Below are 12,322 nucleotides of genomic sequence, written 5' to 3'. Positions count from 1 at the left end.
CGGGCATCCGGGCCCCGCAGGCGGTTCCGGTTGCGTCCGACCCACGGTCGGGGGGATGCCGACTACCCTGAGTCTATGGTGGCGGACGGACAATACCCGGAATATTGGGAAGCTGATGTCGTCCTGCGCGACGGCGGAACCGCGCACCTGCGGCCCATCTCGCCCGCGGACGCGGACGCGGTGCAGGCCTTCCATGTGCGGCAGTCGCAGAACTCGATCTACCTGCGCTTCTTCACCTACAAGGCGAAGCTCAGCGCCAAGGAGCTCAAGCGGTTCACCGAGGTGGACCACCGCGATCGCGTGGCGTTCGTGATCACGCGCGGCACCGACATCATCGGGATCGGCCGCTACGACCGGCTCGACGATCCGTTGGAGGCCGAGGTGGCGTTCAACGTCTCGGACCACCACCAGGGCCGCGGAGTCGGCTCCATCCTGCTCGAACACCTCGCCGTCGCCGCCCGCGAGAACGGGATCCGGCGGTTCTCGGCAGAGGTGCTCCCCGAGAACCGCAAGATGATCACCGTCTTCGCCGAGGCCGGCTACGAGGTGGAGCGGCACTTCGACGACGGCGTCGTCATGCTCCGTTTCGACATCGACCCCACCCGCAGGTCCCAGGCCGTCATGGAGGCCCGCGAGCATCGCGCCGAAGCCAGGAGCATGGCCGAACTCCTGACGCCGTCGTCGGTCGCGGTCATCGGCGCGAGCCGGGAGTGGGGCACGGTGGGGTACGCCCTGCTGGAACATCTCATCGACGGCGGCTTCACGGGTCGGGTCTACGCCGTCAACCCCGAGGCCTTCGAACTGCACGGCATGATCTCCCACGGCTCGCTGGCCGAGGTGCCGGAGCCCGTCGACCTGGCGGTCATCGCCGTGCCCTACGACCAGGTCGACGCCGTCGTCGACGAGTGCGCGCGGGCCGGCGTCAAGGGCCTGCTCGTCGTGACGGCCGGATACGCGGACGACGACGCCGACGGGCTCGCGCGCCAGCGGGCCCTTGTGCACCGGGCGAGGGCGCACGGGATGCGCGTCGTCGGACCCGCGTCGCTCGGGCTCGTCAACACCGATCCCGAGGTGCGCCTCAACGCCTCGATGGCGCCCGACCTGCCCCGACGGGGAGCGCTCTCGCTGTTCAGCCAGTCCGCAGGCCTCGGAGTGCTCCTGTACGCCAGCGCCCACCGCCGCGGGCTCGGAGTCTCGTCCGTGATCTCCGCGGGCAATCGCGCCGACGTGTCCGGCAACGACGCGATGCAGTTCTGGGAGGACGATCCGACCACACGCGCCGTGGGCCTCTACTTCGAGTCGATCGGCAACCCGAGGAAGTTCTCGCGCATTGCCCGCCGTCTCGCCCGGACCAAGCCCGTCATCGTGGCGAAGTCCGATGTCACCGGGCTGCAGCTCCCGCCCGGACACGCCGTCCGTACCAGTCAGGCTCCTCGCGGCGCACTGGACTCGATGCTCCGGCAATCGGGCGTCATGAGGGTCGAGACGACCGAGCAGCTGATGGACATCGCCCAGATCGTTGCGAGCCAGCCGTTGCCGCAGGGACCCGGAGTCGCCGTCTTCAGCAACTCGTCCGCTCTCGGGAAGGTCGTGGCGGACGGGGTCGTCTCACAGGGCATGACCGTCGCGCACCTCGACGCGGGGTTACAGCTCGAGACAGGACAGTCGGTGGCCCTGCCTGCCCTCGAATCGGCTGTCTTCAAGGCACTCCAGGACGTATCGGTCCACGCGGCGGTCGTCACCACCCTGCCTGCCCGTGGGCTCACCGCCGACGCGCTCGCCGCCTGCCTGCAGCGCTGTGCAGAGACGGCTGGGAAGCCGGTGATCGCCTCCTTCACCGGCATCCTTGACGCGCGACTGCAGCTCGACGGACTCGTTGCCGCCTCGACAGCCCCTGCGCCTGGCCCTGCCGCCGGGCCGACACCGGCGGCGACAGAGCCGGTCAGGCTGCCCCTCGACAGCCCGACAGCGCGTGGCCCGGTCGATGTCACAGGGTCGGACGGACAGGTACCGGACGAACCGCTGCAGCTGCAGCGCGGACTCCCGTGCTTCCCCAGCCCGGGCGCTGCTCTCGCTGCGCTCGGTGCCGTCGTCAGGTACTCGCTTTGGCGCTCGCGCGACCACGGCGAGTTCCTCGACCCGGAGGGCGTCGATGCGGACGCCGCGTCGAGGATCCTGATGGAAGTACGCTCGCGCGTCACCGACGTCGAACTCACCCGCCTCACCCCGGAGGAATGCGCGGCGCTTCTGGGCGCCTATGGTATCCGGCTGCTTCCGTCGGCCCGTTTCTCGTCGACGGAGGAAGCGGTGGAGCATGCGGAGCGGCTGGGCTGGCCGGTCGCATTGAAGACGATGGACGAGCACCTGAGGCACCGCCTCGACCTCGGCGGTGTCCGGTTGAACATCGACGACGCGCAGTCCCTGCGGGACAACATCGAGCAGATGAAGAAGGTCCTGGCCGGCTTCGGGAGTTTCGGCATGGAGGTGCAGTCGATGGCGCCATCCGGCCAGGCCTGCAGCGTCCGTGCCATCGAGGATCCCCTCATGGGTCCCGTGGTGTCCTTCGGCATGGCAGGGGACGCCGTCAACCTGCTCGACGACTGGGCACACGCGGTCCCCCCGCTGAGCACGGGTGACATCGCGGACCTCATCAGGGCTCCGAGGGCGTCCCGGAAGCTGCTCGGCTACCAGGGACTCCCGCCCGCGGACGTCGCGGCGATCCAGGACCTGGTCGCGCGCACGGCGCTCATGAAGGACAATCACCCCGACATCGCCCGGCTGAACTTCAATCCCGTGCTCGTCGCGACGTCGGGCCTCGCCGTGCTGAGTGCCGCGATCGACGTGGGCAACCCGCAGCGACGAACCGACAGCGCCCGCCGCGCGATGCGTGACTGACGCGTGCTGGTTAGGCACACCACGGGTCGGTGGGGGAAACTGGGGACATGACCCCATCGCCTTCCGCCCAGTGGCGTGACCTCGATGCATCGCTCGAACGCGCCGGTTTCTACCCACGGCTCGTGGCCGACGTCGTCCATGACGCCCTCGACGGTCGGGAGCCTTTGTCGCACGTAGCGCACCTCGAGACGCATTTCGAGCGCACGGAGGTCCACCGGCACATCACGGTGCTGGTGCTCACCGAGGACATGCTGGTCATCACGCACGTCGACGACCAGCAGCTGGACGACGCCGGCGAGCAGGTCATGGCGCAGGTCTCGACGGAATCCGTTCCGGTCAGCCAGATCCGGTCCGTGGTGCTCAGCTACCTCTACGCCCAGCCCCAGGACTACAAGCCCAGCGACCCGGTCCGTGAAATGACGCTCGCGATCGCGTGGTCGGGCGGGCAGCGCCTCGACATCGGACCTGCCAGTTGCGGTGACTCGCAGTGCGACGCCGACCATGGCTTCACCGGCACGGTAGCCCAGGAGGACATCGTCCTGCGGGTCAGTGCGGAGGCGGACGGTGCGCAGGCCGTGCAGAACGCGAAAGGGTTCGCGCGCGCGCTGCGGAAGGTCAATACGGCGAGCCCCGTGTCCGGGGGGTACCTCCCCGCGCCCGACGACGCGCCCCGTCGTCAGCCCGGGTTCGGCGGCCGGTTCAACCGGGCGCACCACCAGCGGTAGCGATTGATGCCCTTCCTGCACCGGGAACCCCTTCCGGCTCCACCGGCCTACGGCGCCTCCACCGTGGCCCAGGTGATGACCAGCTCCGCCGCAGCACTCGGAGTGGACTCCTTCACCAATGCCCTCACGCTGCCGGAGTCCCGCCGGATCGTTGTCGTCATGGTGGACGGTCTCGGGATGGTCCTGCTCAAGAAGCACGCGGCGCATGCTCCGTTCCTGCGCGACAGCCTCGATTCGGCCCGGGTGCTGTCCTCGGCCTTCCCCTCGACGACTGCCGCCTCCCTGGCGAGTCTCGGGACCGGGCTCCCGCCGGGACAGCACGGCATGGTGGGCTACGACGTCCTGGACCCGGCGCAGGGACGCGTCGTCAACATGCTCGGCGGCTGGGATGCCGGCGTCGATCCTCTTGCCTGGCAGCCCCACCCGACGGTCTTCGAGCGCGTATCCGAGCACCTGCCCGTCGTGACGGTGAGTCAGCCGCGATTCGCGGAGTCGCCCATGACCCAGGCGGCACTGCGCGGTGGGATCTTCGTCGGAGCCAACACCATCCACGCAAGGATCGATGCCGCAGCGCAGCACCTTTCACAGGCTTCGCGCATGCTCATGTACTTCTACGTGAACGATCTCGACAAGGCCGGTCACCGGTACGGAATCGACTCCAGCGAGTGGGTGAGGGCGCTCGAGGACCTCGACGCGGCATTGAAGCTGCTGGCCCGCCGGGTCCCGCCTGACACCCTCCTGCTCCTGACGGCGGACCACGGCATGGTCGACATCCCCGCCTCCCAGCGCATCGACTACTCCGAGCGCCCGGAGCTTCTTCACGGCCTCGCGCACACAGGAGGTGAGCCGCGCATGCTGCACCTCTATTTCGAGCAGGGCCTGGCCGATGCAGAGCGAGAGGCGGTGGCAAGGCGCTGGCACGAGGTGTTCGGGTCGAAGGCCTGGATCCTCACGCGGAAGGAAGCGGTGGATCAGGGCTACTTCGGCGCCGTGGCGGACACGGTGCTGCCGCGCATCGGTGACCTGGTCGTCCTGGCGAGGGAGGGCATCGCCCTGATCGACGGGCGCCGCGTCCAGCCTGCCGCCTTCGGCGTGGTCGGCCAGCACGGTTCCCTGACGCGGGCGGAGCGGGACATCCCACTGCTGACCCTGGCTCCACCGATCGGTGGCGGACGTCGCCGGGGGAGTGGAAAGGGGGCCGAGCGTGGCTGAGCTGCTGTTCTTCTCCGGCACCATGGACTGCGGCAAGTCGACCCTTGCCCTGCAGATGGATCACAACCACAAGGCCCGCGGGCGGCGTGGGATCCTGTTCAGCTCGCACGACCGCGCAGGCGAGTCCATGATCTCCAGCCGCCTCGGCTTGCAGGTTCCCGCCGTCGAGGTCTTCCCCGGGACCGATTTCTGGGCGGAGCTGACCCTGCGACAGACCATGGGAGCGCGCATCGACTACGTCATCTGCGACGAGGCGCAGTTCTACACGACGGTTCAGATCGACCAGCTCGCGCGCGTGGTGGACGAGATGGACATCGACGTCTTCACCTTCGGCATCACCTCGGACTTCCGCACCCGGCTGTTTCCCGGATCCCAGCGGCTCATAGAGCTCGCCGACCGGGTGCAGGTGCTGCAGGTCGAGGCCCTGTGCTGGTGCGGCAAGCGGGCCACCCACAACGCTCGGACGGTGGACGGCGTCATGGTCGTCGAAGGCGACCAGATGGTGGTGGGCGACGTCGATCAGCCGATCGATCAGGACAGCTTCGCGGCCGCGACGGATGCAGTGCGCACAGCGGGTCGGGAATCCGTGGTCGGCTACGAGACCCTCTGCCGGCGGCACCACATGCGCCGCCAGACGTCGAGGACCTCACCGTCCCTCTATTCCAACGAGGAACCGCTTCCCTTCGACCCGCGGCAGCTCGACCCACGGGAACGGGAATCCGGCCGGATCTGAGTTCTGCTAGGGCGACCGGTTCGGCCTGCTGTTCCTGCGTCCGCCGCCTCGGATCCACGTCGGGGCGTCTCTCTGGGATGGCCTGCACCAGCTCATACCGGCCGCCATCGGCGCGGACCGGAGAAGCCGTCGATGCGCGTACTCCTGGGACAGGCCGGAGCGGTTAGTCGCCCTTCCGTCCGAACACGATGTCGTCCCAGCTCGGGACGCTCGAGCGCTTCGGCTTCACGCGACGCTCGGGGCCGGCTTCCGCGGCAGCCTTGCCGGTGTCCTTGCCGGCAACGACCTCGGAAGCCCTTGTCGTCTCCCTTGTCGTATCCCTTGCGTCGGCGTCACGTCTTCCACTGCTCGCCGTCCCCGCATCGGGCGCCTGGCGATCCGCCGGAGGCTGCAGCCTGCGGATCGGTTGCGCGAAGATGCTGATCTCGCGCGTGTCCGTACTGACGCCGTCGTAGAGCCTGGGCGTGCCGTCGTCGTGGTGGTCCGGATCGGCGGCGTCAGCATCAGGGGTGTCTCCTGCCGCTCTTGGGGCCAGCACCAGGCCGGGGATCTGAGCATCCCTCTCGTGGGGCGCATCCTGGTCGGCTCCGTCATCGCTGCGAGGGTGCGCGGCAGGTATCGAGCCTCGCGTCAGGAGTTCGGCCAGGGCGTCGTCGCCGTCCTCATCGAGGCCGAGGCGTTGCCCGCGGCGTGACCTGAGGACGTCCAGCAGGCCGTCCTGGTCGGTGGATGCGGCGTCCGGCGCCTCCTCCTCCTTCTCCGCTTCGAAGTCGAACACGCGATCGGCCACGGCACTGAGCCGGCGTGAGGGCAGAGGGCCGTCGAGCGGCTCGAGTTCGCTCAGGACCTGAGCCCAGCGGTTGCCGTTCGTCACGGTCTTCCGCGTGGGGTTGTAGGTCCATCGGGCCGGCGGCTGCTCCCCGAGGTCCACGGCGGAGTCCTCGGGCAGGTCGAAGGCCGCTTCGACGTGCCACGAGCCGTCCTGCAGGCGCCAGGAGTCCCATTCGAGCGACGCCGGGTCGATCCCGTAGCTCTGCACCCGGTACGTGACCATGTCTCCCAGCATCGCTGGACTGTCGCCGAACGCCGAGCGGTAGCCGTCATGGCTGGGCAGGGGTGTCGCGACCTCCACGCGCTGTGCAAGGTAGGCCACGTAGTCCCGCTCGGCGCGCACCGGCCCCTCGTAGCGCTCCACATGGGCTAGGTCGAGTCCTGATTCGGCAGCGACCTGCTGCGCCGTCGCGCCGGAGCGGATGCGAGCCTGGATGTCGCGGGGGGTCAGGTGGACCGGCGACTTAGCGGGCTTCTGCCGGTGCTCGTCCGGAACGGTAGCGGGTGACGCCGTCGAGTGCCCGGCACCACGACCGCTCACGGCACGCAGCGCGTCATCGATGGGTAGCCGGTAGGACGTACCCCTCTCGCCGCTCAACAGCAGATGTTCGCCATCCTCATGGACACCCACCAGGCGTAACTCCTGCATTAAATCCTCCAGCCGACAATAATTCCTGAATGAAACTTTGCCACTGAACGGCGGCCTTTCCTACTATGCGGTCAGGCGTGGCGCCTGCTCGTCCGGGACCGGGCACAAATCGGGACCTCACGGCGTTGGCTCAGCCGTAGGGTGGAACGGCGTGCAGCAGCATGGCCGGTGACACGGGCAGTGACGATGAGAACAGATGAGAAAAGACGGGTATGACGACAGACTACGACGCGCTGCACACCGCTCTCGGTGACGGGGACACCCGCACCGGTGAAGGCAGGCGCCACCGCGCGGGGCAGCAGGGAACCCTGAAGGTCCCTTCCGGCACCCTGTTGACGAAGGATCTGCTCGACGAGGACGAGCTGGCTGCGGCAGAAGCATTCGACCTGCCGGGCGCCGACCTCTCCAGCGAAGAGGTGTCGGTGCAGATCCTCGCCGCCCAGGCCGACGAGTTCACCTGCGCCTCGTGCTTCCTCGTGCGGCACCGCTCGCAGATCGCCCTCGAAAGGGGCGGTCAGCTGTATTGCTCGGACTGCGAGGGCTGACAGCCCCGGAGAACGCGCAGGGCATCAGCCCGCCAGTGCCGCCACCAGCCGCTCCGGGTGGCGCGAGGACACGAGCCAGTAGGGCGTGCGGTCCTCCGGATCGGAGATCTCGATCCTGACGACAGGGGAGATCCACCCGCGGATGCAGAGATACGCGAGGCCGTTCAGGCCCGGTCCGCGCTGGTTGGTGGCGTCGTCCCCGGTGAACCATTGCACGGTCCCGAGGTACTTCCGTTCGATGGTCGCACGCCCCACGGTCAGGGTCGTCGCAGTCACCGTGATGCGGGGTGTCGACAGGATGAGCAGGGTGAACACGATGACCGCGACGACGGCAGCGGCGCCGTAGCCGACCTCCATGGAGATGGGCGCGAACATCACGATCGTGGCGGACGAGAAGCCTGCCGCGATGAGCCAGACCCAGGGCGAGGGCCACAGGCGCTCCTCGTACTGGACGGCCTGATCGGGTGTGTTCTGGGGTGCTTCCCCTGGCGCACTGGACATGGGACCAGCATTCCACCATTTCCTGTCCTTCTCATCCCGGCAGGCATCGTGCGGCACGGACGCGCGCGTACCGATGTACCTCCGACAGGCCGTTCGCGGCGTTGCCCGTCCGCCTGCGGGCTGCTGCCGCCGCTGCGCTGACGGGCGGTCAGCTGGGGCTCCGGCAAAGGCGCTAAAGTGGGGTGCTGGTAACCGGATAGCTTGCGTGGGAGATGCGGTCAATGGGTACACAGCAGGACCTGCCGGTCCAGATCTTGATGCTCGACGACGGTCTCGAGCACCCCGCCTACGCCACCGACGGCGACGCAGGTGCGGACCTGCGCACGGCCGTCGACGTCGTTCTGGCTCCGGGGGAGCGGGCGCTCGTCCCCACCGGTGTCGCCATGGCCCTCCCGCACGGTTATGTCGGTCTGGTCCATCCCCGCTCCGGCCTCGCGGCACGTCATGGGGTGACGATCGTCAATGCGCCGGGCACCATCGATGCGGGCTACCGGGGCGAGATCAAGGTATGCCTCCTGAATACGGACCGGACCGACCCGGTGCGTCTCACCAGGGGTGACCGGATCGCGCAGTTGGTCATCCAGCGCGTCGAGCACGCGGTGTTCGCCGTCGTCGACGAACTGCCCGGCAGCGTGCGCGGCTCGGGTGGGTTCGGCTCCACCGGCGGATTCGGTACTTCCGAGATCTCGCCTGCCTCCTACGGCAGTCCCGCCGACGGCTGACGCGAGGCGTACGCCACCCCTTTCGCTTCACAGAACGTGTCACCTACTCGAGAACGTCACCAGGAAAGGATCCCGAACATGGCTTTTGGGCGCCTCAGGAAGAAGAAGCAGGTCGACGCCGAGGCGTCGACGGAGCAGCACGCACCGGTTGAGCCGGTGGATGACGTGGCGGGAGCCGATGCTGCCTCGAGCGCTGTCGGTCCAGCCTCGGCGGGCAGTGACACGGACCTTGATCCCGACACTGACACTGACACTGACAGCGGCACGGGCGCCATCGACAGTGAGCCTGCAGCGCCCCCAACGCCGGCCGGCCACGTCTCGACCCCGGACTACGACCGTGCGACTCTGGGGCCTTTCGACGTCTCGGAGCAGCACACCGAGAACGGCTACATCGACCTCGGCGCCCTCCGCATCAACGCGGCCGAGGGGCTCCAGTTGCGCCTCGAGGTCGAGGAGCGCAGCAAGCGCGTCATCGCCGTCACCCTCGACCTCGGCGGTTCGACGCTGCAGCTGCAAGCCTTCGCGGCGCCGAAGACGGAAGGGCTCTGGGACGAGATCAGGGAGCAGATCGGTGCTTCCGTGGGATCGCAGGGGGGTACCGTCGAGGAACGTCCGGGACGCCTCGGGACCGAACTCCTCGCCAAGCTTCCAGCACAGACTCCCGACGGCCAGCCGGGCTACCGTGTGGCTCGGTTCGTGGGGATCAACGGCCCTCGCTGGTTCCTCCGCGGCGTGTTCGGTGGACCGGCTGCGCTGGAACACACTGCGGCAGCACCGATCGAGGAGCTGTTCCGCAACGTCGTCGTCGTCCGCGGCGACCACCCCCTTCCGCCGCGTGAACTGCTGCAGCTCAAGCTGCCGAAGGACGCTGCGGCGGGACCCCCGCCCGCCGCGCCGGCCCGTCCTGACCTGAACCCGCTGGAGCGCGGTCCCGAGATCACCGAGACCCGCTAGCCGCCGTGCCCTCCCGGCAGTACGCACCCGGCGGCACTGATCCGAGGGGATCGGTGGGCCGCCCCGTGCCCGAGGCGGCGAATCCGCTTCCCGTGCGGGGGAGGATCAAGGCCCGCGGCGTGATCCACAGGGTCACGGTCGCTCCGGTGACGGCGCCGCCGTCGTTCACCGTCGTGGCTCGGATCGACCGGGATGGTGTGCGCGAGGACGTGCGCATCGTCTGGATGGGCCAGCGCAGGGTGCCCGGCGTCGAGGCCGGCGTCACCCTGAGGTTCGAGGGGATGCTGAGCCGGGTGGACGGCACCCCCACCGTGTACAACCCGCGCTACGAGATCATCGGCCGCCCCGAGGAGTACTAGATGAGCCACTTCGATAGGAGCAATCCGGCATGAGCCACCCGATCGACGATCCCACCGCCGGCCCGGAGCCCTCTTCCGATGACGGGGCAGCGCCTGCTGCATCGCGCCCGCACAGCACGCAGGCGCAGCCCTCGGCGGCCGAGCTCGCCAGCCGCTACGCCGCGAAATCCGGTGTGCGGCGCGATGATTCCGGCCAGATCGACGTCCTGTCCTCCATCGGCGGAGTGCAGGGGCTCGCGGAGAGCATCGCGCCCGGGTTGGTCTTCACGGTCCTCTTCACCTTCACCACCGATCTTGCCGTGTCGCTCATCGCGGCGCTTGCCGTCGCCGCGGTCTTCACCCTCATCCGGCTGGTCTCGAGGACGCCGGTCACGCAGGCCCTGGCCGGGCTCGTCGGCGTCGCTTTCTGTGCGTTCGTGGCCCTGCGCACCGGCAACGCCGAGGACTTCTTCCTTCCCGGCTTCTTCATCAACGGCGGCTACATCGTCGCGATGGCCGCATCGGTCGTCTTCCGATGGCCGTTCGCCGGGCTCCTCCTCGGGTTCATCCGCAACGAGGGGATCGAATGGCGGAAGGATCCGGCGCGCGTCCGCGCCTACTCCGTCGCCACCTGGATCATCGTCTCCGTCCTCGCCCTGCGGCTCGTGGTGCAGGTGCCGCTCTATCTCGCCGAGAACGTCGCAGCCCTCGGGTCGACCCGCGTGGCGATGGGCCTCCCGCTGTACGCGCTCGGGCTCTGGCTCGCGTGGATCGTCTCCCGCCCGCGTGCCGCAGCGGGACCGGTCCCGGGCGGTACCGACGACGGCCCGGTGAACGGCGCCCAGGGACGCTAGGCGCCGCCCCCGTCGCTCCGCGCGGACAGGGCCACGCGCAGTTCGTCCTCGGCTGCTATGGCGGCGAGGAAGAACATCTCGTCCCCACCCTCGACGACGTCGTCCGGGCTCGGAGTGATGGGGGAGTCGTCCCGCAGGACGGCGACGACGGCGCAGTCCTCCGGCAGGAGGATCGAGCCGATCGTCCCGCCGACGAGCGGCGAGTCCTGGGGGACGGTGAACTCGACGATCGAGGACGCCCCGGTCTGCAGGGTCAGCAGGCGCACGAGGTCCCCGATCTCCACGGCCTCCTCCACGAGCGCCGTCATGAGCCTCGGTGTGTTGACCGCCACGTCCACGCCCCACGAGTCATCGAACATCCAGTCGTTCTTCGGGTTGTTGACACGCCCGACGGTGCGCCCGACGCCGAACTCGCTCTTGGCGAGCAACGACACGACCAGGTTCACCTTGTCGTCGCCGGTTGCGGACACCACGACGTCGGCCTCGTCCAGCCGCGCATCCTTGAGCGTCGTGAGTTCGCAGGCGTCACCGATCAGCCACTTCGCGCCCTTGAGACCGCTTCGCCCGATGACCTCCGGCTTCTCGTCGATGAGCAGGATCTCATGCTTGTTGCCGAGCAGTTCCCGGGCGATCGACGAGCCGACGCTCCCGGCCCCGGCGATGACTACCCTCATTGGATCTCCTCCTTCGGTGCGGCGGCGAGGATGCGTCCGATCTCGTCCGTCGCCGTCGTCCTCATCATGGCGTGCAGGATGTCCCCCTGCTGGTAACTCGTCTCCGCGGTCGGCAGGATTCCCTCGCCGAATCGGGTGATGTAGGCGATGCGCACACCACTCGCGGCCTCGATACTCCGGAGGGACCTGCCCAGCCAGGCGTCGCTCAGGGCGAGCTCGGCGAGGATCAACCGGCCGGACGTCTCGCGGAAGTCACCGTTGATGGTCTGCTCGGGAAGGATCCTTCGCAGCACCTGGTCGGCACTCCAGCGCACCGCGGCCACCGTGGGGATACCAAGTCTCTGGTAGATCTCGGCGCGTCCCGGATCGTAGATGCGGGCCACCACATGCGGCACATGGAAGGTCTCGCGGGCCACACGGGTTGCGAGGATGTTGGAATTGTCGCCGCTGGACACGGCGGCGAAGGCGTAGGCGTCCTCGATCTCGGCATACTTCAGCGTTTCCCGATCGAATCCGACACCGGTGACCCTGCGGCCTCCGAACGAGGAGCGCAGGCGGCGGAAGGCGCGGTCGTCCTGGTCGATGATCGCAACCGAGTGGCCGGACTCATCCAGTGTGTGGGCGAGGCTGACCCCCACCCTGCCGCATCCCATGATCACAAAATGAGCCACCGAGGGCACCCCTGATTC

Annotated in this window: 13 protein-coding genes; 9 read left to right on the top strand and 4 right to left on the bottom strand. The window is 68.6% G+C overall.

What is annotated here, in order from left to right; all coding sequences use genetic code 11:
- Positions 1–75 precede the first annotated feature (75 nt).
- Genes FDK12_RS09470 through FDK12_RS09455 form a run of 4 tightly spaced genes read left to right on the top strand, consistent with a single transcriptional unit; the run spans position 76 to position 5,565 of the window.
- Entirely contained in the window at positions 76–2,895 is a 2,820-nt protein-coding gene (locus FDK12_RS09470; RefSeq protein WP_137369345.1) for a bifunctional GNAT family N-acetyltransferase/acetate--CoA ligase family protein, read from the top strand.
- Between the two features lie 47 nt (positions 2,896–2,942).
- Positions 2,943–3,620, top strand: coding sequence for a DUF5998 family protein (locus FDK12_RS09465; protein WP_137369344.1), 678 nt, complete (start codon positions 2,943–2,945; stop codon positions 3,618–3,620).
- A 6-nt stretch (positions 3,621–3,626) separates the two neighbouring features.
- Positions 3,627–4,832, top strand: a complete 1,206-nt coding sequence (locus FDK12_RS09460) for an alkaline phosphatase family protein (protein WP_137369343.1) — start codon at positions 3,627–3,629, stop codon at positions 4,830–4,832.
- Complete coding sequence (locus tag FDK12_RS09455) at positions 4,825–5,565, top strand: thymidine kinase (RefSeq protein WP_104117432.1); 741 nt, start codon at positions 4,825–4,827, stop codon at positions 5,563–5,565. Before FDK12_RS09460 ends, FDK12_RS09455 begins: the two co-directional genes overlap by 8 nt.
- 163 nt (positions 5,566–5,728) lie before the next feature.
- On the opposite strand, the gene sepH is transcribed toward FDK12_RS09455, so the two are convergent.
- Positions 5,729–7,045 carry a septation protein SepH gene (gene sepH / locus FDK12_RS09450; protein WP_137369342.1) on the bottom strand — a complete coding sequence of 439 codons (1,317 nt, stop codon included), beginning with the start codon at positions 7,043–7,045 and terminating at the stop codon, positions 5,729–5,731.
- Between the two features lie 212 nt (positions 7,046–7,257).
- Between sepH and FDK12_RS09445 the strand changes: the two genes are divergently transcribed.
- On the top strand, positions 7,258–7,590 hold the full coding sequence (locus FDK12_RS09445; protein WP_137369341.1) for a DUF4193 family protein: 333 nt from the start codon (positions 7,258–7,260) through the stop codon (positions 7,588–7,590).
- A gap of 24 nt (positions 7,591–7,614) precedes the next feature.
- On the opposite strand, the gene FDK12_RS09440 is transcribed toward FDK12_RS09445, so the two are convergent.
- A complete protein-coding gene (locus FDK12_RS09440; protein WP_137369340.1) occupies positions 7,615–8,091 on the bottom strand; it encodes a DUF3093 domain-containing protein in 477 nt (158 codons plus the stop codon).
- Positions 8,092–8,303: 212 nt separating this feature from the next.
- Here FDK12_RS09440 and dut point away from each other — a divergent pair, with 212 nt between their 5' ends.
- The 4 genes from dut to FDK12_RS09420 all read left to right on the top strand — a co-directional run bounded on the left by dut (position 8,304) and on the right by FDK12_RS09420 (position 10,959).
- Positions 8,304–8,813, top strand: coding sequence for a dUTP diphosphatase (gene dut, locus FDK12_RS09435; protein WP_137369339.1), 510 nt, complete (start codon positions 8,304–8,306; stop codon positions 8,811–8,813).
- A gap of 78 nt (positions 8,814–8,891) precedes the next feature.
- Entirely contained in the window at positions 8,892–9,767 is an 876-nt protein-coding gene (locus FDK12_RS09430; RefSeq protein ID WP_137369338.1) for a DUF3710 domain-containing protein, read from the top strand.
- 53 nt (positions 9,768–9,820) lie between these two features.
- Positions 9,821–10,126: a hypothetical protein gene (locus FDK12_RS09425; protein WP_137369337.1), complete on the top strand. Its 306-nt coding sequence runs from the start codon at positions 9,821–9,823 to the stop codon at positions 10,124–10,126.
- Positions 10,127–10,155: 29 nt separating this feature from the next.
- Positions 10,156–10,959 carry a DUF3159 domain-containing protein gene (locus tag FDK12_RS09420; protein ID WP_137369336.1) on the top strand — a complete coding sequence of 268 codons (804 nt, stop codon included), beginning with the start codon at positions 10,156–10,158 and terminating at the stop codon, positions 10,957–10,959.
- Here the strand turns inward: FDK12_RS09420 and FDK12_RS09415 are convergent.
- Positions 10,956–11,633 (bottom strand): potassium channel family protein, encoded by a 678-nt coding sequence (locus FDK12_RS09415; protein ID WP_104117424.1) that lies wholly within the window; start codon positions 11,631–11,633, stop codon positions 10,956–10,958. The genes FDK12_RS09420 and FDK12_RS09415 overlap by 4 nt on opposite strands.
- Positions 11,630–12,304: a potassium channel family protein gene (locus FDK12_RS09410; protein ID WP_104117539.1), complete on the bottom strand. Its 675-nt coding sequence runs from the start codon at positions 12,302–12,304 to the stop codon at positions 11,630–11,632. The genes FDK12_RS09415 and FDK12_RS09410 overlap by 4 nt, the downstream gene beginning before the upstream one ends.
- Positions 12,305–12,322 lie beyond the last annotated feature (18 nt).

Origin of the sequence: Arthrobacter sp. NamB2, from assembly GCF_005281365.1 — a bacterium.
In the GTDB taxonomy this organism is placed as follows: domain Bacteria; phylum Actinomycetota; class Actinomycetes; order Actinomycetales; family Micrococcaceae; genus Arthrobacter_D.
Note: the sequence above shows the minus strand (reverse complement) of the source record. Positions and strands in the feature narration are given on the sequence as shown.

What these genes read in the sequence shown, in the direction of transcription:
- FDK12_RS09470 (WP_137369345.1), top strand. Translation starts at nt 76, where the DNA reads ATGGTGGCGGACGGACAATACCCGGAATATTGGGAAGCTGATGTCGTC.
- FDK12_RS09465 (WP_137369344.1), top strand. Translation starts at nt 2,943, where the DNA reads ATGACCCCATCGCCTTCCGCCCAGTGGCGTGACCTCGATGCATCGCTC.
- FDK12_RS09460 (WP_137369343.1), top strand. Translation starts at nt 3,627, where the DNA reads ATGCCCTTCCTGCACCGGGAACCCCTTCCGGCTCCACCGGCCTACGGC.
- sepH (WP_137369342.1), bottom strand. Translation starts at nt 7,045, where the DNA reads ATGCAGGAGTTACGCCTGGTGGGTGTCCATGAGGATGGCGAACATCTG.
- FDK12_RS09445 (WP_137369341.1), top strand. Translation starts at nt 7,258, where the DNA reads ATGACGACAGACTACGACGCGCTGCACACCGCTCTCGGTGACGGGGAC.
- FDK12_RS09440 (WP_137369340.1), bottom strand. Translation starts at nt 8,091, where the DNA reads ATGTCCAGTGCGCCAGGGGAAGCACCCCAGAACACACCCGATCAGGCC.
- dut (WP_137369339.1), top strand. Translation starts at nt 8,304, where the DNA reads ATGCGGTCAATGGGTACACAGCAGGACCTGCCGGTCCAGATCTTGATG.
- FDK12_RS09430 (WP_137369338.1), top strand. Translation starts at nt 8,892, where the DNA reads ATGGCTTTTGGGCGCCTCAGGAAGAAGAAGCAGGTCGACGCCGAGGCG.
- FDK12_RS09420 (WP_137369336.1), top strand. Translation starts at nt 10,156, where the DNA reads ATGAGCCACCCGATCGACGATCCCACCGCCGGCCCGGAGCCCTCTTCC.
- FDK12_RS09415 (WP_104117424.1), bottom strand. Translation starts at nt 11,633, where the DNA reads ATGAGGGTAGTCATCGCCGGGGCCGGGAGCGTCGGCTCGTCGATCGCC.